General features: G+C 73.2%; 22 protein-coding genes. 9 read left to right on the top strand and 13 right to left on the bottom strand.

Annotated features, from left to right (window positions below):
- Positions 1 to 140: 140 nt before the first annotated feature.
- Entirely contained in the window at positions 141 to 1,139 is a 999-nt protein-coding gene (locus QWJ41_RS20070) for an NADP-dependent oxidoreductase (protein ID WP_302710241.1), read from the bottom strand.
- A 211-nt stretch (positions 1,140 to 1,350) separates the two neighbouring features.
- Between QWJ41_RS20070 and QWJ41_RS20065 the strand changes: the two genes are divergently transcribed.
- Entirely contained in the window at positions 1,351 to 1,491 is a 141-nt protein-coding gene (locus QWJ41_RS20065) for a hypothetical protein (protein WP_302710240.1), read from the top strand.
- Between the two features lie 74 nt (positions 1,492 to 1,565).
- Here QWJ41_RS20065 and QWJ41_RS20060 read toward each other — a convergent pair whose 3' ends face one another.
- Positions 1,566 to 1,850 carry a Fe-S cluster assembly protein HesB gene (locus QWJ41_RS20060; RefSeq protein ID WP_302710239.1) on the bottom strand — a complete coding sequence of 95 codons (285 nt, stop codon included), beginning with the start codon at positions 1,848 to 1,850 and terminating at the stop codon, positions 1,566 to 1,568.
- A gap of 113 nt (positions 1,851 to 1,963) precedes the next feature.
- Between QWJ41_RS20060 and QWJ41_RS20055 the strand changes: the two genes are divergently transcribed.
- Positions 1,964 to 2,440 (top strand): OsmC family protein, encoded by a 477-nt coding sequence (locus tag QWJ41_RS20055; RefSeq protein WP_302710238.1) that lies wholly within the window; start codon positions 1,964 to 1,966, stop codon positions 2,438 to 2,440.
- A 5-nt stretch (positions 2,441 to 2,445) separates the two neighbouring features.
- Here QWJ41_RS20055 and QWJ41_RS20050 read toward each other — a convergent pair whose 3' ends face one another.
- From QWJ41_RS20050 to QWJ41_RS20025, 6 genes are all read right to left on the bottom strand, one after another.
- Positions 2,446 to 3,180, bottom strand: a complete 735-nt coding sequence (locus tag QWJ41_RS20050) for a peptidylprolyl isomerase (protein ID WP_302710237.1) — start codon at positions 3,178 to 3,180, stop codon at positions 2,446 to 2,448.
- 67 nt (positions 3,181 to 3,247) lie between these two features.
- Complete coding sequence (locus QWJ41_RS20045) at positions 3,248 to 4,330, bottom strand: alanine racemase (RefSeq protein WP_302710236.1); 1,083 nt, start codon at positions 4,328 to 4,330, stop codon at positions 3,248 to 3,250.
- 26 nt (positions 4,331 to 4,356) lie between these two features.
- Positions 4,357 to 4,806, bottom strand: coding sequence for a hypothetical protein (locus tag QWJ41_RS20040; RefSeq protein ID WP_302710235.1), 450 nt, complete (start codon positions 4,804 to 4,806; stop codon positions 4,357 to 4,359).
- Positions 4,803 to 5,033: a hypothetical protein gene (locus tag QWJ41_RS20035; protein ID WP_302710233.1), complete on the bottom strand. Its 231-nt coding sequence runs from the start codon at positions 5,031 to 5,033 to the stop codon at positions 4,803 to 4,805. The genes QWJ41_RS20040 and QWJ41_RS20035 overlap by 4 nt, the downstream gene beginning before the upstream one ends.
- A gap of 74 nt (positions 5,034 to 5,107) precedes the next feature.
- On the bottom strand, positions 5,108 to 6,121 hold the full coding sequence (locus tag QWJ41_RS20030) for a glycoside hydrolase family 26 protein (protein ID WP_302710232.1): 1,014 nt from the start codon (positions 6,119 to 6,121) through the stop codon (positions 5,108 to 5,110).
- A 119-nt stretch (positions 6,122 to 6,240) separates the two neighbouring features.
- Positions 6,241 to 6,975, bottom strand: a complete 735-nt coding sequence (locus tag QWJ41_RS20025) for an SGNH/GDSL hydrolase family protein (RefSeq protein ID WP_302710230.1) — start codon at positions 6,973 to 6,975, stop codon at positions 6,241 to 6,243.
- A 35-nt stretch (positions 6,976 to 7,010) separates the two neighbouring features.
- Here QWJ41_RS20025 and QWJ41_RS20020 point away from each other — a divergent pair, with 35 nt between their 5' ends.
- From QWJ41_RS20020 to QWJ41_RS20005, 4 genes are read left to right on the top strand one after another with little or no spacing between them, the layout of a single operon-like run.
- Positions 7,011 to 7,658: a histidine phosphatase family protein gene (locus QWJ41_RS20020; RefSeq protein WP_302710228.1), complete on the top strand. Its 648-nt coding sequence runs from the start codon at positions 7,011 to 7,013 to the stop codon at positions 7,656 to 7,658.
- A 38-nt stretch (positions 7,659 to 7,696) separates the two neighbouring features.
- Positions 7,697 to 8,584: a DUF1963 domain-containing protein gene (locus QWJ41_RS20015; RefSeq protein WP_302710227.1), complete on the top strand. Its 888-nt coding sequence runs from the start codon at positions 7,697 to 7,699 to the stop codon at positions 8,582 to 8,584.
- On the top strand, positions 8,569 to 9,228 hold the full coding sequence (locus QWJ41_RS20010) for a nucleotidyltransferase domain-containing protein (RefSeq protein ID WP_302710226.1): 660 nt from the start codon (positions 8,569 to 8,571) through the stop codon (positions 9,226 to 9,228). Before QWJ41_RS20015 ends, QWJ41_RS20010 begins: the two co-directional genes overlap by 16 nt.
- Before the next feature lie 48 nt (positions 9,229 to 9,276).
- Positions 9,277 to 9,675 carry a VOC family protein gene (locus QWJ41_RS20005; protein ID WP_302710224.1) on the top strand — a complete coding sequence of 133 codons (399 nt, stop codon included), beginning with the start codon at positions 9,277 to 9,279 and terminating at the stop codon, positions 9,673 to 9,675.
- On the opposite strand, the gene QWJ41_RS20000 is transcribed toward QWJ41_RS20005, so the two are convergent.
- Positions 9,676 to 10,116 carry a DUF309 domain-containing protein gene (locus tag QWJ41_RS20000; RefSeq protein ID WP_302710222.1) on the bottom strand — a complete coding sequence of 147 codons (441 nt, stop codon included), beginning with the start codon at positions 10,114 to 10,116 and terminating at the stop codon, positions 9,676 to 9,678.
- Positions 10,117 to 10,272: 156 nt separating this feature from the next.
- Complete coding sequence (locus QWJ41_RS19995) at positions 10,273 to 11,043, bottom strand: 2-phosphosulfolactate phosphatase (RefSeq protein WP_302710221.1); 771 nt, start codon at positions 11,041 to 11,043, stop codon at positions 10,273 to 10,275.
- A 122-nt stretch (positions 11,044 to 11,165) separates the two neighbouring features.
- Between QWJ41_RS19995 and QWJ41_RS19990 the strand changes: the two genes are divergently transcribed.
- Together QWJ41_RS19990 and QWJ41_RS19985 are read left to right on the top strand one after the other, a co-directional pair.
- Positions 11,166 to 12,398 (top strand): HNH endonuclease signature motif containing protein, encoded by a 1,233-nt coding sequence (locus QWJ41_RS19990; protein ID WP_302710220.1) that lies wholly within the window; start codon positions 11,166 to 11,168, stop codon positions 12,396 to 12,398.
- Between the two features lie 21 nt (positions 12,399 to 12,419).
- The gene (locus QWJ41_RS19985) at positions 12,420 to 12,872 is read left to right on the top strand and encodes an NUDIX hydrolase (RefSeq protein WP_302710219.1); all 453 of its coding nucleotides are present in this window, start codon (positions 12,420 to 12,422) and stop codon (positions 12,870 to 12,872) included.
- A gap of 22 nt (positions 12,873 to 12,894) precedes the next feature.
- Here QWJ41_RS19985 and QWJ41_RS19980 read toward each other — a convergent pair whose 3' ends face one another.
- The 3 genes from QWJ41_RS19980 to QWJ41_RS19970 form a co-directional block, all read right to left on the bottom strand.
- Positions 12,895 to 13,659, bottom strand: coding sequence for a tyrosine-protein phosphatase (locus tag QWJ41_RS19980; RefSeq protein WP_302710218.1), 765 nt, complete (start codon positions 13,657 to 13,659; stop codon positions 12,895 to 12,897).
- The gene (locus tag QWJ41_RS19975) at positions 13,659 to 14,267 is read right to left on the bottom strand and encodes a GrpB family protein (protein WP_302710216.1); all 609 of its coding nucleotides are present in this window, start codon (positions 14,265 to 14,267) and stop codon (positions 13,659 to 13,661) included. Before QWJ41_RS19975 ends, QWJ41_RS19980 begins: the two co-directional genes overlap by 1 nt.
- Positions 14,268 to 14,596: 329 nt before the next feature.
- Positions 14,597 to 15,397, bottom strand: coding sequence for an alpha/beta fold hydrolase (locus QWJ41_RS19970; RefSeq protein WP_302710215.1), 801 nt, complete (start codon positions 15,395 to 15,397; stop codon positions 14,597 to 14,599).
- Between the two features lie 58 nt (positions 15,398 to 15,455).
- Between QWJ41_RS19970 and QWJ41_RS19965 the strand changes: the two genes are divergently transcribed.
- On the top strand, positions 15,456 to 16,236 hold a 781-nt coding region (locus QWJ41_RS19965; RefSeq protein WP_302710214.1), incomplete at its 3' end, for a YeiH family protein.

Genomic DNA, 16,236 nt, shown 5'->3' with positions numbered 1-16,236 from the left:
GAAGCAGGCAGTGGATCAGATCGACCTGCTCAGCAGGCATCGGTGGAGTAGGCATGGGTCGTACCCCCAGGTCAGAGGGTGTTGCGACATTCCTCTGACCTCACCGACCGGTCGATGGTGCAAAGGTGACTGGTCGGCGGTCAGAGGCGCACGATCATCTTGCCGGTGTTGCGGCCCGAGAGCAGGCCGAGGAAGGCGTCGACGGTGCTGTCGAGCCCGTCGCTCACGGTCTCGCGCGCCACCAGGTCGCCGTCGGCGACCCACTGGCCGGCACGGCGGTAGAACTCGCCGGCGGCCTCGGCGTGGTCGCTGACGATGAAGCCGCGCAGCATGAGCCGCTTCTGCACCAGCATCATCATGTTGCGGGGCCCGGCGGGTGCCTCGGTGGCGTTGTAGGAGGCGATCGCGCCGCAGGCCGCGACCCGGCCGAAGTCGTTGAGGTTGCTGATCGCGGCCTCGAGGTGCTCGCCGCCGACGTTGTCGAAGTAGACGTCGATCGGGCCGTGCTCGCGCAGCTGCTTGCCGACCGGGCCGTCGTGGTAGTCGAAGGCGGCGTCGAAGCCGAGCTCCTCGGTCAGCCAGCGCACCTTCTCGGGGGTGCCGGCCGAGCCGATCACCTTCGAGGCGCCGAGGTGGCGCGCCATCTGGCCCGCGAGCGAGCCGACGGCACCGGCCGCACCGGAGACGAAGACGACGTCGCCCTCTTCCATCTCCGCGACGCGGGTCAGCCCGACGTACGCCGTCAGGCCAGGCATGCCGAGGACCCCGAGGTAGGCGGAGGCCGGGATCGACGAGGTGTCGATCTTTCGTGCGGCCGAGGCGGGCAGCACGGCGTGCTCGCGCCAGCCGGCCATGTGCAGCACGGTGTCGCCGGGGGAGAGGGAGTCGTCGTTGCTCTCGACGACCTCGCCGACGGCGCCGCCCTCCATGGGAGCGTCGAGGGCGTAGGGCGGGACGTAGGACTTGGTGTCGTTCATCCGCCCGCGCATGTAGGGGTCGACGGACAGGAAGGTGTTGCGCACCAGGACCTCGCCGGCGCCGGGCGCCGGCAGCTCGGTCTCGACGGTGCGGAAGTCGGTGGGCACCGGCTCCCCGTGCGGGCGGGCGGTCAGCTGGATCTGTCGCGTGGGGGTGCTCATGCTCCCGATCCTGCCAGTGCGCCGGTGCGTGCCCGACGGCCCCCGTGGAGGCCGGTGCCGGGTGCCTGAGATCACAGCGTCGGTAAAGAGGGGTCGAGGTGTAGCGACCGCTACAGTGTAAGCGTCGTCAAAGACGATGACTCATGACCACGAGGGTCATGGGACGGCACCACGAGACCTGGCCCGAGACGGGCCGAGAGGGATGAGAATCATGAGCACGCAGCTGGACCTGGCCAACGGCATCGCCGCCGGACGGCGTCGCCCGGACCAGGAGCACGCACTGCTGCGCAACGTCGAGCTGGCCGCCGAGGCCCGCCCCAAGCGGCGTACCCGACGCCTGCTGGGTCGCTGAGCGACCCCTCCCACGCACGTCAAGAGCCCCGGACCGAGACGGTCCGGGGCTCCTGTTGTCGTGGGGCGCGAGGCCTACTGCTGCAGGCCCAGCGCGAACTCGACCTTGCCGCTGGGGTCGACGGCGGCGTCGAGCACCTTGTCTTCGAGCATGGTGGCGGCGGACTCGTCGAGGTAGACGGTGGCGCCGGACTGCTCGACCACCTGGTCGCCGGGCTGGCCCGCGTCGGCGGCCGTGACGGCGAAGCTGGGGTCGGACTCGGACTCCGAGGTGATCCGGAGGCCGGCGGTCTCGGGGAGGCCGTCCTGGGAGGCGATCTCCTTGACGATGAGGCTGGCGTTCTCGGTGAGGGTGAGCATGTGGACTCGCTTTCCTCGGATGGGGTGCAGAAGTCCTCCACACAACCCGACACGTCGCCCAGGTTCAACTCGGCGCGGTTCCCGGGCGTGTCGGTCGTGCGAGGCTGGGACCCATGAACCCGAGCATCCCAGGCACCAGCGCCGAGACCGGCGAGCAGACCAGTGACCCGAGCCTGCGCAGCGTCGACCTGGTCAAGATCGGCCCCGAGCGCTTCAAGGCCACCAATGGCCGCGGCGGGGTGCTGCCCATCGGCTCGGGCGACGACCCCGACTTCAGCCCGGTGGAGCTGCTGCTCGCCGCGGTGGCCGGGTGCGGCGCGATCGACCTCACGCTGATCACCGGCAAGCGGGCCGAGCCGACCGCCTTCGGCGCCCACGTCGAGGGCCACAAGGTCCGCGACGAGCACGGCAGCCGGCTCACCGGGATCACGGTGACCTTCGAGGTCGAGTTCCCCGAGGGCGAGGCCGGCGACGCGGCCCGGGCCGTCGTGCCGCGCACGCTGCGCCAGGTCGAGGAGCGGCTGTGCACGGTGGGGCGCACCATCACCGTGGGCGACCACGTGCGCTACCGCAGCGCCGACGAGGCCTGACAGCTTCAGCCGACAGTGACGCCCTCGATGTCCACAGCGGTCTTGGGCGAGCCGTCGCCGGGACCGTTGCGGTCGTCGGAGCCGGCCTCCGCCGCCTCGGCGACCGCCTCGATGCCCGCGGCGTCCACGGTGCCGAAGACGGTGTACTGCGGCGGCAGCGGCGTGTCCTCGTAGACGATGAAGAACTGCGAGCCGCCCGAGTCGGGGTAGGGCGTCTTGGCCATCGCCAGGGTGCCGGCGGGGTAGGACTCCTCGCCGCTCAGCTCGTCGGGGATCGTGTAGCCGGGACCACCGGTGCCGGTGGCCGTCGGGTCACCGCACTGCAGCACGAAGATGCCCTGCGTGGTGAGCCGGTGGCAGGTGGTGTCGGCGAAGTAGCCCTGCTCGGCCAGGGAGACGAACGAGCCCACGGTGCAGGGGGTGCTGGAGGCGTCGAGCGTGGCGTTCAGGTCGCCGATGCTGGTGGCCATCGTGACCTCGACCTCGCCCTCGACCGTCGGGTCGGCGGGGGGCAGCTCGACGTCCTTGGCCGGGTTCCCGTCCTCCATGTAGGAGCACTCGCCCTCGGCCGAGGGCGAGAAGGAGCCGGTGTCGCCGGACTCCGACGACCCGCTGCTCTCGGGGCTCTGGCTGCTCTCGGTGGGGGTGTCGGAAGCGGTCTCGTCGTTCTCGGAGCCGCAGGCGGCGAGGACGCCGACGCAGGCCAGGACGGCCGCGGTTGCGAGGGGTCGGGTCAGCATGGCGTGCATCGTAGGGGAGCCCCCTGAGCGGCTCCTGAGCGCCCTGGACGCCGGTGCGCGGGCCCGCTCAGGCGTTGAGTCCGCGGGCGGTGACCGGCCAGGGCCGCAGGCCTCCGGCCTCCTCGACCCACAGCTCGTCGGCGAGGTTGACGGCCGCGCAGACGTGGTTGGGCACCACGTCGACCTGGTCGCCGAGCCGGGGGCGCCGGCCCGGGCCGGGCTCGACGACGGCGTGGTGCTCGGAGAGGGAGACGATGCGCGCCTCGGGACGGTGCAGCAGCCGCCCGAACCCGCTGGCGTACGACGCCCGGTCGGCGCCGAGGACCTTGCTGCCGGAGTCGAGGACCATCCGGCCGTCGGCGAGGCTGACCACGGTGGCGCGGGCGGTGAGCGCGATGTCGTCGGGGGTGCAGGTGCCGAGCTCCCACTGCTGGGCGTCGCCGAAGACGTAGACGCCGGGTCGCATCTCGACCTCGGTGGGGTCGTCGTCCCGGTAGACCCGAGGTCCCGACAGGCTCGCGGTCAGCGTCGGCGTCGACCCGCCGGAGACGACGTGCACCTCGAGCCCGGTCGCCTCGACCGCGGCCTTGGCAGCCTGCAGCGAGAGGGCCTCGGCGGCGGCGACTTCGGCCATCGCCCCGGGGGCGTAGCCGTGGCCGGGGAAGGTGAAGACGCCGCGCACCGTCAGGCCGGCCCGGCGGGCGGCCTGGGCCACCACGCCCGCCTTGTCGGGCTCGATGCCGGTGCGGTGGTGGCCCGAGTCGATCTCGACCATCACCTCGATGCCGCTGCCGCCCAGACGACGTCCGGTGTTGGCGGCGCCGTACAACGAGTCGACGCCGATGGCGACCCGCGCGACCTCGGCGAGGTCGCGCAGCCGGGTGGCCTTGTCGTCGTCGACCCAGACGGGGAAGGCGATGAAGACGTCGGTGCAGCCCAGGCGCACGAACGCCTCGGCCTCGCCCACGGTCGCCACGGTGATGCCGCGCGCGCCGGAGACGAGCTGGAGCCGGGCGATCTCGATGCTCTTGTGGGTCTTGACGTGCGGTCGCAGGCTGACCCGGGCAGCGGCGGCGTGGTCGGCCGCGCGCCGCACGTTGTGGCGCAGCCGCTCGAGGTCCACGCGCAGGTGCGGGGTGGGCACGGGCATGCTCGAAGCCTAGGTCGCCGGGCGGCTCACTCCTCGCCGGGGGTGACGCCGGGACGAGCGGTGTGGTGGGGGAGTCCGTGGGTGCGACGGTCCTCCTTCATCTCGGCCTCGAAGAGGTGCCGGCGACCGCCCACGAGCTCGTCGCGGGCCTGCTTCTCCAGGCGCTTGAAGTCGGCGTAGTAGCCGTCGTCGTACTCCTCCATGACCTGGAAGGTCCAACGTCCGTCGAGCACGTTGCGGCCCACGAGCTCGCGGTCGATCAGGTCGGCCAGCTCGTCGTGCCCGGCCTCGCGCAGCTGCTCGACGCCCTGGCCCAGGGTCAGGTCGGCGGTGCCGGAGAGGCGGTGGAAGGTGTAGAGGTGGCCCCGCGCGATCTCGATGGCCTCGAGCGCCTCAGAGATCTTGCCGAGCGCCTCGACGGTCTTGTCGCTGGTGCCCTCGGGGCGCTGGTGCTCCGCGTCGGGGCGGTCGCTCACCGCAGGACCTGGCTCGCGTCGGCCGAGCCGTTGGCCTCGATCTCGTGGGTCAGCGCGGCGACCTGGTCGTCGGTGAGCTCGATGCCGGCCTCGCCGAGCCCGCCGCGCAGGTGGGACTCCACGGTGCCCTCGGGAGCGGTCTCCTGGTAGCTGTTGACGCGGTCGACGACGCCCTGCACCGCGGTGATCTGCTCGTCGGTCAGGGGGGACTGGTTGCTGTCGGTCATGGCGACGAACGTACGTCGCCGCCGCGGCGCGACAACCCACCCGCAGAGGGGGTCGGCCCACCCGCCAGTCGCGCTCAGCGGAAGGCGGCGTACCCCGCCTTGAAGGCCTCGAACGAGCCGGGGCTGCTCCAGATCCGCCAGTCGGTCTCCTTGTGGAAGTGGAACCACGTCAGGCCGCGGACGGCCGGGGTCCGGTCGAGCCAGGCCCACATGTCGCGCAGCCAGGCGGCCTTGTCGCCGCCGTGCTCGGCGCTGCCGATCTCGCCGATGTAGAAGGGGCGCGAGGTGAACGCGCCGATCTCGGCGAGACCGGGCCCGAAGACCTGCTCGGCGCTCTGCCAGCTCGACCACGACTGGGTGGTGCCCCAGTTGTAGCCGTCGAGGCCGACGCGGTCGACGACGTCGTCACCGGGGTAGAGCCCGGCCAGCGGCACCGAGCCCTCGTACGGCACGTTGGGGGCCCAGAACCACGAGACGTTGGTGACCCGCTGCGCGCGGAAGACCTGCACGACGTGCCGCCAGGCGGCGCGGTAGTCGCCGGCCTGGTTGCCGTTGACGCCCTCGGCCCACGGGTACCACGAGCCGTTCATCTCGTGCGCCATCCGGACCACGAGCGGTCCGCCGTAGGAGCGGACCTGGCGGGCCCAGCGCTTGAGGTAGGCGTCGTGGTCGCCGGCGGCGATGCGGTCGAGCGCGTACGCCGGCTGGGTGGTGCCGGCTGCCGGGTCCCAGGGCTCCCAGGTCAGCTCGGGGACGGCCCCGGCCGACGCGATCCTGGCGGCGTCGGCGGCGGGGAAGTCGGCGACCGTGGCCCAGGCGGCGTAGAAGGTGATCTGCTCGGGGCGACGGCCCAGGGCGCCGGCGAGGTCCTCGTACTCCTGCAGGTCGGTGGGGGCGCCGGGCACGGCCACGCCGAGCAGCCGCTCGGTGGGCTGGGGTGCGGCCACGGCGGCCGACGAGCCCTTGCGTGCCCGGGCCGCGTCGGCGGGGTCCGTCAGCAGCAGCATCCCCAGGCCGGCCACGGCCAGGCAGACGAGCGCCGAGGTGGTGCGGTGCACCAGGGGGTGGCGGGAAGGCAGCGCGGACATCGGGTTCCTCGGGGGTCGGGCCGTGGGTGCCGACCAGGGGTGCGGCCCGTCCCGGAGGTCACCGGGACGGCACCATCGTCCCGTCTTGAGGCGATCTTGTGCTCATCTTGAGCAATTCTTTAGGTAGACGGCCGGCCGGAGGTCCGTAGCGCCGACCGCACGACCGGCTCGAAGGCGTCGGTGATGGCGGCGTACCCCGCCTCGTTGGGGTGGAAGAAGTCGGCCGCCAGCCTGCCCCGCCACGACGAGGGTCCGTCGGTGCGCAGGTCGACCACCCGCAGGTGCCCGCGCAGCGCCGCCTCGTCGAGGTGGCGGTTGGCCTGCCGGGCCGCCGCGCGCGGCTGGGGGAGCGTGGTCACGACGCTGCCGGCGGGCAGGCGGGCCACGAGCTCGGCCATCGCGCCCGGCAGGCGGGCGCGGTGCCGGGCCCCGCTGAAGAGGTCGTTGGAGCCGATCATCACGGTGACCAGGTCGGGCAGCGGCGAGCGCGAGGGCGGCAGGGCCGCCCAGGCAGGCAGTTGCTGGTCGAGCACGTCGGGCACGCGGGCGCCGGTGGCCGACAGGTTGACCACCCGCAGGTCGTCTCCTGCGTCGCCCAGCCGCCCGAGCAGCTGGTCGACCCAGCCGCGGTCGGGTCCGGTGGCGCCGATCGCCTGCGACATGGAGTCGCCGAGCACCACCCAGCGACGCCCCGGCGCGACGGCCGCGGCGCGGGTGCGCTCCAGCCAGGCGTCGGCGTACGGCTCGGCCTGGGCCCGCACCCGCGCGATGCCGGGCAGCACCACGCCCAGCGCCCGCACGGAGCGCCCGGGCGGGCGGCCGGTGCGGTTGGTGTAGACGGGTGGGCTGCTCATGTGACGATGATGACCGACGCCCCCAGGAGGTCCGGATGCCGACGTTGCACCCGGAGGCGACCCACGTCGTCGACGGGCTGGTCGGAGGCTGGTACGACGCCGACCTCACCGAGCGCGGCGAGCAGCAGGCCCGCGCGGTGGTGGCCGAAATGGCCGCACGTCTAGCGCCGGCGCGAGCCGCCGGGGCGCGGGTGGACGTCGTCTCCTCCGACCTCGTGCGCTGCCGCCGCGCGGCCGAGCTGGTGGCGGCCGCGCTGGGCGTGGGAGTCGACGTGCGGCTCGACCCGCGCCTGCGCGAGCAGTCGTACGGCGCCGCGGAGGGCCGCCCGGTGGGCAGCTGCGCGTGGCGGCCCCCGACGGCCGACGACGACCCGCTGCACCACCACGATGGGGTGGCCGGCTCGGAGACCCGGTGGCAGGTGGCCGTGCGGGTGCACGACTCGCTGCGCGAGCACCTGGGCGCGGCGCCCGAGCACCTGGTCCTGGTGACCCACGGGGGAGCGGCGACGTACGTGGTGACGGCGTTCCTCGGGTTGGCACCCGAGGCTGTCGGGCCGGTGCGGTTCGTGACGCCCCCGGGCAGCATCAGCACGCTGCGGCTCGACCCGACGACCGGCGACCGGCGCGTCGAGGCGCTGGGGGACGTAGGTCACCTCGAGAGGAGCAGCGCGCTGCAGGGATGAGTGACAGGTGCACCGGGCGCTGCGATGCTGGGCGGCCCGTGCGGCATCGGACCGTGCGCGGGAGGGGAGTGGTGGTGGGCTACAAGGAGGCGCTCGGGGCGCTGGTGGCGGCGGCACCGCCCGATTCCGGGGTGCGCTCACTGGTGCGGCCCGCTGCGGCCGGGCTCGTGAGCGAGCACGCGGAGCGCAGCGGCCTGCTGCGGCGGCGTACGACGGTGGCACCCCAGGTGACGAGCTCCTACGTGGGTGGGCACCCCTTCCAGCCCGACGACGCGGAGTGGCCCCAGGACGTCGACGGCTGGCCGATGCACTTCGTGCTGCAGGTGGCCTTCGCCGACGTGCCGGCCCTGCCCGGCTTCCCGCGCGAGGGGCTGCTGCAGATGTTCGTGCGCGACGACCCGATGCACGGGCTGACCTTCGACGACACCGCCGGCACGCGCGGGCTGCTGTGCCGGTGGTACGACGCCGCCGCGCTCGCGCAGCCCGTCGAGGTGACCTCGACGACCTCGGCCTTCACCAGCGACGACTCCCCGCTCGCCGACCCCCAGCACCCGGCGGAGCTGGAGTTCGTCGCCATCCCGATGCTGCCGCTGGGCTGGGAGAACCTCGCCGACGACGTCGCAGGCGCCCCGGAGGCGTTCGAGGCGCTGGAGGAGCTGCTCGAGAAGCGCGAGGACCTCGTGGAGGGGCTCGAGCAGGCGGTCGAGGAGAGCGGTCGCTGGAGCGGCGTGCACGTGGGCGGCTGGCCGTCGTTCGTGCAGTCGGCGCCCGACGTGCCGGCGTACGCCGCGAGCCAGCTGCTGGTCGGGATGAGCGGCGGGCTCTTCCGGTGGGGCGACGTCGGCAGCGCGCACCTCTTCGGCGACCCGGCCGCCGTGGCCGCGGGCGACCTGTCGCAGCTGTGGTGGGAGTGGGCATCCCACTGAGGGTCCCGATCCTGCGCACTCCCGCGGAGCAGGCGGAGGACGAGGCGTTCCTGCGGCTGTACGGCGAGTGGGCGCCGTTGACGCCGCCGCAGATGGCCGCCCAGATGGAGGGCTTCGCCCGGCCGTGGTGGGTGGTCGGCGGTTGGGCGGTCGAAGCCGCGACCGGCTACCGGCGCGAGCACGAGGACCTCGACGTCTCGATCCTGGCCTGCGACGTGCCGGCCTTCGTGGAGCACCTGCGCGGTCGGTGGCACGTGTGGAACAACGCCGGTGGCGTGCTGCGGCCGCTGGGGGAGCGGTGGACCGACGTCGAGGACCCCGCCAGCCAGCTGTGGCTGCGCGAGAGCGCGGCCGATCCGTGGGTGGTCGACGTGCCGCTGACCCCCGACCGCGACGGCCGCTGGACCCACAAGTTCCTGCCCGGCGAGGACGCCGAGGTCGACGAGGTGACCTGGCTCGGCGACGACGGCATCCGCTACCTGGCGCCCGAGGTCGTGCTCTCCTACAAGGCACGGCTGGGCCGCCCGAAGGACGACCCCGACCTCGAGGCGTGCCTGCCGGTGCTGTCCGTCGCGCAGCGGGACTGGCTGCGCAACGCCGTCGAGCGGACCGCGCCGGGGCACGCCTGGCTGGCCCGGCTCTGACCGTCGACTCGCTCGCCAGCGGGGGAGCGGCGGCCTAGGGTCCTGCGCATGGCCTCTCGAGTCGCCAACATCTCCGTCGACGCCCACGACCCGATCGCGCAGGCGCGGTGGTGGGAGCAGGTGCTCGACGACTTCCACGTCGTCCCCGAGGGCGTCTGGAGCGACGACGACGCCGAGCTGATCGGCCCGGGCGGGCGGTCGCTGGAGTTCCTGCGGGTGCCCGAGGCCAAGACGGTCAAGAACCGACTGCACCTGTGCCTGCGCCCGGTCGGCACGACGGTCGACGGTCGACGCCGAGGTCGAGCGGATCGTCGCGCTGGGTGCCAGCGTCGTGGACGACCGACGCGGCCTGGAGGACGGCGGTTGGGTGGTGCTGGGGACCCGGAGGGCAATGAGTTCTGCGTGCTGGACAGAAGTGCCGAGGACGCCGACATCGAGCCGGCCTGACTACTCGGGGACGGCGGTCTCCACGCAGTGGCGCGCCCGGCCGAGCACCTCGTCGAGGTCGAGCCCGTACGTCGGCCCGCCGGTGCCGACGTACGCCGTCAGGTGGCTGGTGGCGCGGTCGAGCAGGCGCTGGGCGCCGGTGGGGTTGCCGCGCCGGGCGTGGGTGACGCCCACGCACAGCTGCGCCAGGCCCTGCCACAGCGGCCGCTCGGGCTCCGGGCAGTCCTTCCAGCGGGCCTCCAGCACCTCGTGGGCCGAGAACGGGCGACCGTCGTCGAGCAGCGCCCGGGCGGCGTCCAACGTCTCCAGCGGCGGCAACGGTTCCTCGGAGACCGGCTCGACGCCGACGGCGTCGTACGGCAACGGTCGTCCCAGGGCGTCACGCGGCCGGGCCTGCTTGGCCCGGCCGTCGTCGTCACGGTCACGGTCGGTGGCGGTCATCCGCCGACCCTACGTCGACTGCCGGGAGAGGGGTTCGAGCATGACAACGGTGTAAGTCTCAGCCCCTCCAGATCCACAGTAGTTGACATAATGTCAGTTATCGGCGAATCGGAACGAGGTCGCCAAGAGGGGTCGTCGCCGGCGAGAAGTACGAGTTCACGGGCGAGCCTTCGTGAACGCGCCGTTGTCGAGCACAGCGACGACGTTGGACGTGTCGAGCGCGCCGGCGACGTCGACGTCGGCGCTGAATCCCTTGGCGGCGAGCTCGCGTCCGCCGACGCAGGCGTGCAGCGTGGACAGCAGCTGGTCTGCGGTCGCGTCCCACAGCGCCACGGCGGCGCGGGCCTCGGGGCTCAGGTCGGCACCGTGCCCAATGCGCACGAGCGCGCTGAGCACGGCGCCGGCGCCCAGGTGGTCCTCCAGGGCCGGGCGCAGCGAGTCGTCGTGGTGCCAGCGCTCCCCTGCAGCGATCACCGCGACCGACCGACCGTCGTCCACGTGGCGAGCAAGGTGGCGACCGACCGCGCTGGCGTTGCGCAGGCACCCGGCCAGCACGGTGGCACCCGAGGCCTGCAGCGCTGCTGAGATCGTCGACCCGTTCGGTGAGGGCAGCACCAGCCTCGGCACCGGCTCGCACTCCATCAGTCCGTCCGGTGACAGCGACGGTGCCGGGACGGATCCCTCGTGCGTCGCCTCGAGCCGGCCGACGGCGAGCACGGCGCCGAGCCGCGCGGCGTACGACGCGGCTCGCTCGTCCTTCCACGCGAACGGGAACACCTGCATGCCGCGCTCGACGGCGATGGTGACCGAGGTCGAGAAGCTCAGCACGTCGACGACGACGCACACGTCAGCAGCCGTGGCGAGCGCACCCGGCAGGCCCCAGTCGAAGCGGACCGCGTGGTAGCGCTGCCCGAAGATGTCGTCCACGGATGCACCCTAGGAGACCACTCCCCTGGCCGATGGGCCGTCCGGAGCGTCTCTCGAAAAAAGTTTCGAGAGAGGTGGTCTGACCAGGCTGGACTGTCGGTGCTGCCTGCTTGGATGAAGTCATGAGCACGACGACCCGGCACCCCCTCGCCGAGGCCGTCGCGCGCCTGCACTCGACCTTGGACGAGGTTGCTCAGACAGCCACGTGGTCGTTGGACCAGTCGACCACCGCAGACCTCCTCGGCGACCTCGCGCGGGCCCAGTCACGCTTCGCCGAGCTGCAGGCCCGGGTCCTCTCGCACGCCGAGACGGTGGCCGTCCACGAGCGTTCGGCGGCTCCGTCGGTGGCGGTCTGGCTGGCCAACGCCACCACCGCGACCAAGCGCGACGCGGTGCGACAGACACGCTTCGCCGCGGCCCTGAGCCGGTACGACGAGCTGCGGCGCGCCCTCGCCGCGGGCGACCTGAACCTCGAGCAGGCGCAGGTCGTCGCCCACGCGCTCGACGAGCTGCCCGACGACCTCGAGGCGAGCGTGCGGCGGGAGGCGGAGGTCGAGCTGGTGCGGCTCGCGCTGGTGCACGACGCCAAGGCGCTGCGCATCCTGGGCCGCCGCATCCTCGACGTCGTCGCACCCGAGGTCGGTGAGGCCTGGGAGGCCGAGAAGCTGGCCGAGGAGGAGCGCGAGGCCTACCGCACCGCCTCCTTCCGGATGCGCGACCAGGGCGACGGGCGCACCCGCGGCAGCTTCACCATCCCGACGCTCGCCGCCGAGATGCTGCAGAAGGTGCTGATCGCCTACGGCTCCCCGCACCGCGACGACCGAGCCGCCACGGATGAACCGACGCCGTCACGCTCTCGCTGGGGCCGCGCGTTCGTCGAGCTGGTCGAGCGGCTGGACCCCCGTGCGCTCCCCCGCAGCGGCGGGGTCAACGCCGCTGTGGTCGTCACCATGACGACCGCCACCCTGGGCGGGGCGCTGGCCTCGGCCACGCTCGACACGGGGTCCCGGATCTCCGCCGGCACGGCTCGTCGCCTGGCCTGCACGGCGGGCGTGCTGCCCGCGGTCCTGGGCGGGCCCAGCGAGGTCCTCGACCTCGGACGGTCCCGGCGCTTGTTCAGCCGGCCCCAGCGGGTGGCGATGATCCTGCGCGACGGCTGCTGCACCGCCGTCGGCTGCGACGCCCCACCGGGCATGTGCGACTCCCACCACGAGGACCTCTGGTCCCACGACGGCACGACCGACCTTGGCCGCGGTCGACTCCTGTGCGGACACCACCACCGGCGCGCCCACGACCCGGCCTACGAGACCCGGGTCGTGGAGCGCAACCAGGTCGAGTTCCATCGGCGGACGTAGGCCGACCACTACCGTCCCAGCGTGACCGTCGATCGTTCCTTCATCCGCGTGAAGGCGATGCTGCTCGCCCCGAACCCCGAGCGAACTGCGCACGCCGTCAGCCTGAACCCGCCCACGGCCGAGCACCCCGAGGGCTACCACCGCCTGATCGGTGGCAGCGTCGAGCTGGGCGAGACACACCGCGATGCCGTCGTCCGCGAGGTGCGTGAGGAGCTCGGGGCGGACGTCGACGATCTTGAGCTCGTCGACGTCATCGAGAACATCTTCCGCATCGACGGCCACCTGGGCCACGAGATCGTGTTCGTCCACACCGGCCGACTCGACCCGCTGCCGCCCCCCTCCGGCGCGACCCTCACCGAGAGCGACGGCAGCGTCGTCCCGGTGGTGTGGCGACCGCTGGACGACCACGCCGAGGCGCTGCCGCTCTACCCGGCGGTCCCCGGCGGGTGGAGCGAGAGGCTGTCCGCGCTGTGATCCGCACGGTCCGAGCGTCCGGCTAGTGCTGCTTGCTCGGCTCACTCCCCCGCAGCCGGTCCCCCAGCCGGCGCAGCAATCGCGCGTCCACGCCCGCCTCCTCCAGGTAGCCCCGTACGTCGAAGGTGGCGTGCCACTCGCGCAGCGCCGGGCGACGCTCCTCGACCGCCCGGTCGAGCTCGCCCGGGTCGCGATCGGCGTCAGGCTGCTCGGGCGCCCACGCCCCGGTGGCCGCGTCGTAGGCCATCGTGTGCCCGCGGTGGGCGGCTGCGCCGCGGAAGCCGCGCTCGTAGTTGACCAGCAGGCCCTCGACGCCGACCCCGGCCAGGACCAGCAGCATCGAGCCGATCATGCCGGTGCGGTCACGACCGCCGGCGCAGTGCAGCAGCACTCCCCCGTCGGCCTCGCCCACGGCCGTCACGGCGTGCGCGACCTTGTCGGGGTAGCGGCGCAGGTTCGGCGTCCACGAACGCGGGTGGTCGAGCCAGGGCCCGCACTCGGCGAGGAAGTCCTCGTCCTCGGGGTCCTCGGTCGGGGCGTGCACCACCTCGATGCCGTCGGGGGTGACCTCCTGCTCGCGCTCCACCGCGTTGCGCAGGTCGACGATCCGGCGCAGCCCGGCGGCGCGGGCGTCGGCCCAGCCCTGCGCGCTGACGTCGTCGGGCGCCCCCGAGCGCCACACGACGCCGTACGCCGTGCGGCCGCCGCCCTGCAGTGGGAGGCCGCCCAGGTCGGCGAGGTTGCGGGCGCCCTCCCAGGCCGGGCCGGCGCCCGTCGTCGCAGCCATCAGTCGACCAGGCCGGCGGCCGCGAAGGCACGCGCGTAGATCTCGCGCACGACCTTCTCCTTGCGAGCGTTGTACTGCATCGAGTGCTCCCCCGCGGCCCGCGCCGCCTCGGCCGCCTCCCGCTTGGTGGCGGCGTACAGGTCGCGCTCGTCGGGGTTGCCGCGCAGCCAGTCGCGGAAGATCCGGTGCTTGACCGGCTCGGGCGCCTCGGGGCCGAAGACGTGCAGGTGACAGCGCGGGTCGGTGTGGCGCAGCACCCGGTGCTCGAACCACCACGGCTCGCGCACCTGCAGCTCGAAGCCGCGTGCCTCGAGCGCCGGCAGGTACGCCGCCTCGTCGGCGGCGTCGGCGACCACCAGGTCGATGTCGATGATCGGCTTCGCGGCCAGGCCCGGCACCGACGTCGAACCGATGTGCTGCAGGTCCAGCACCCGCCACCCGAGAGCCCCGCGCACGCGCTCGGCCAGCACGTCGTACCACTGCGCCCAGCGCTCGTCGGGCTCGTCGACGCGGGCCCCGGTCCACGGGCCCGCACCCGGTACGTAGCGCTGCTCGCCGGGCGGCGGGGGGTCGTCGTGGAAGGTCACGATGTCGACGCGCGAGGGCATGCCCGGAGAGTACTGACGGGGCTGGGCAAGACGCCTCTTCACAACGTGAGCGACATCATGTGCTCGCCGGGTTGGGTTGCTCTGCTATGGGCCGCACACTGGTACATGAAGGCACCTGGTGGAGCCTTCTGACCTAGTCACCGATCACACCTGAGGAGGTGCGCATGACCACCATCATGACCCTGTTCCGTCGCTTCGACTCCGAGTTCCTCGAGGCGTTCGTCCCGTGGCACCAGCGCACCTGGGAGCGCACCGGCCGCTGAACCCAGCTGTGAACCGCACGGCCCCCGACGCACTGCGTCGGGGGCCGTCGTGCGTCCGGGGACGGCTCAGTCGTCGCGGCCGGTGCCGAGGAAGGTGCGCAGCGCCGAGACGAACGCCTCGGGCTTCTCCGAGTGCACCCAGTGCCCGGCGCCCTTGATGGTCACCTGCACCGTGCGCGGGAAGAGCCGCTCCATCTCCTCCTCGGCATCGGCCGTGACGTAGCCCGAGCGCTCCCCGGCCATCCACAGCACCGGGTGGTCGAAGGTCTCCTCGACGTGGGGGAAGTCGCCGATCGCCTCGAGCTCCTCGCGCAGCAGCCCCAGGTTCGCCTGCCAGGTGAAGCCGTCGCTGCCGGAGCGCAGGTTCTGCAGCAGGAAGCCCCGCACCCGCTCGTCGGGGATCGCCTCGGCCAGCTGCTCGTCGGCGTCGCTGCGACGCGTGAGCCCCTCCAGCTCGAGGCCGGCCAGGCTGCCGAGCAGGTGCTCGAACTCGCCGGCGCCGGTGCTGGGGGCCGGTGAGATGTCGACGACGACCAGCCGCTCGACCAGGTGCGGGTGGCGCAGCGCCAGCAGCATCGCGACCTTGCCGCCCATCGAGTGCCCGACCAGGTGCACCGGCCCGTCGCCCGCGAACCCGTCGGCCAGGTGCTCCGCGACCCGGTCGGCGGTGTCGGCGTACGAGAAGGTCTCGCTCCACTGCGAGCGGCCGTGGTTGGGTAGGTCGACCAGCAGGCTGCGGAAGTCGGGCGTCATCGCCTTGGCGATCTGGGTGAAGTTGCGGCCCTGGCCGAAGAGGCCGTGCAGGAACACCACCCGGTCCCCCGCGTCGCCGACCTCGGTGCTGTGGATCGCCTTCGTCTCGCTCACGCGCCCAGGCTAGGGGCCCGCGCGACGGGGAGCCCCCGGCCCCCACCAGACTTGCCCCGTGCCCACCCTCGTACGCCGCCTGCCCCCGCTGGGCGTGGCGCTCGCGGCCGCGCTCGTGGCGGTCGCGGTGAGCGGGCTGGTGCCCCTGCTGGGGGCGCTGCTGGTCGCGCTGGCGCTGGGCACGGTCGTGGCGAACACGCCCCTGGCCCACGCGCGGGCGCTGGTCGGCCATGCCGCGGTGACCAAGCTGCTGCTGCGCCTGGGCGTCGTGCTGCTCGGGCTGCGGCTCCCGCTGGGCGACGTGGCCGCGATCGGGGCCGCGGGCGTGCTGGTCGTGGTCGCGACGGTGGTGCTCACCTACGCCGCTACCCGAGCCCTGGGCACCCGCCTGGGCCTCGACCAGCGGCTGGTGACCCTGCTGGCCGCCGGCTTCTCGATCTGCGGGGCGGCAGCCATCGCGGCGCTGGCCGACGCGGTGGGAGCGCGGCAGAAGGACGTGGCCCACTCGGTGGCGCTGGTGACCATCTACGGCACCGCGATGATCGTCCTGGTGCCCTGGGCCGCGGCCGGGCTCGGGCTCAGCGAGGAGCAGGGCGCGATCTGGGCCGGGGCGAGCATCCACGAGGTCGCGCAGGTGGTGGCCGCCGCCTCGATCATCGGGCCCGGCGCGGTGGCCGTGGCCACCACGGTCAAGCTCGGCCGGGTCGCCCTGCTGGCCCCGACCTACCTGGTCGCTGTGCGCAGCGTGGGCGCACCCGCGAGCGCGGGCCGGGTCCCGCTGCTCCCCTGGTTCCTCGTCGGCTTCGTGCTGATGGTTGCCTTGCGCAGCAGCGGCCTGC

It is taken from the genome of Nocardioides cremeus (assembly GCF_030518195.1).
In the GTDB taxonomy this organism is placed as follows: Bacteria; Actinomycetota; Actinomycetes; order Propionibacteriales; family Nocardioidaceae; genus Nocardioides; species Nocardioides cremeus.
This window is presented reverse-complemented; position numbering and strand designations above follow the sequence as displayed.

What these genes read in the sequence shown, in the direction of transcription:
- QWJ41_RS20070 (WP_302710241.1), bottom strand. Translation starts at nt 1,139, where the DNA reads ATGAGCACCCCCACGCGACAGATCCAGCTGACCGCCCGCCCGCACGGG.
- QWJ41_RS20065 (WP_302710240.1), top strand. Translation starts at nt 1,351, where the DNA reads ATGAGCACGCAGCTGGACCTGGCCAACGGCATCGCCGCCGGACGGCGT.
- QWJ41_RS20060 (WP_302710239.1), bottom strand. Translation starts at nt 1,850, where the DNA reads ATGCTCACCCTCACCGAGAACGCCAGCCTCATCGTCAAGGAGATCGCC.
- QWJ41_RS20055 (WP_302710238.1), top strand. Translation starts at nt 1,964, where the DNA reads ATGAACCCGAGCATCCCAGGCACCAGCGCCGAGACCGGCGAGCAGACC.
- QWJ41_RS20050 (WP_302710237.1), bottom strand. Translation starts at nt 3,180, where the DNA reads ATGCTGACCCGACCCCTCGCAACCGCGGCCGTCCTGGCCTGCGTCGGC.
- QWJ41_RS20045 (WP_302710236.1), bottom strand. Translation starts at nt 4,330, where the DNA reads ATGCCCGTGCCCACCCCGCACCTGCGCGTGGACCTCGAGCGGCTGCGC.
- QWJ41_RS20035 (WP_302710233.1), bottom strand. Translation starts at nt 5,033, where the DNA reads ATGACCGACAGCAACCAGTCCCCCCTGACCGACGAGCAGATCACCGCG.
- QWJ41_RS20030 (WP_302710232.1), bottom strand. Translation starts at nt 6,121, where the DNA reads ATGTCCGCGCTGCCTTCCCGCCACCCCCTGGTGCACCGCACCACCTCG.
- QWJ41_RS20025 (WP_302710230.1), bottom strand. Translation starts at nt 6,975, where the DNA reads ATGAGCAGCCCACCCGTCTACACCAACCGCACCGGCCGCCCGCCCGGG.
- QWJ41_RS20020 (WP_302710228.1), top strand. Translation starts at nt 7,011, where the DNA reads ATGCCGACGTTGCACCCGGAGGCGACCCACGTCGTCGACGGGCTGGTC.
- QWJ41_RS20005 (WP_302710224.1), top strand. Translation starts at nt 9,277, where the DNA reads ATGGCCTCTCGAGTCGCCAACATCTCCGTCGACGCCCACGACCCGATC.
- QWJ41_RS20000 (WP_302710222.1), bottom strand. Translation starts at nt 10,116, where the DNA reads ATGACCGCCACCGACCGTGACCGTGACGACGACGGCCGGGCCAAGCAG.
- QWJ41_RS19990 (WP_302710220.1), top strand. Translation starts at nt 11,166, where the DNA reads ATGAGCACGACGACCCGGCACCCCCTCGCCGAGGCCGTCGCGCGCCTG.
- QWJ41_RS19980 (WP_302710218.1), bottom strand. Translation starts at nt 13,659, where the DNA reads ATGGCTGCGACGACGGGCGCCGGCCCGGCCTGGGAGGGCGCCCGCAAC.
- QWJ41_RS19975 (WP_302710216.1), bottom strand. Translation starts at nt 14,267, where the DNA reads ATGCCCTCGCGCGTCGACATCGTGACCTTCCACGACGACCCCCCGCCG.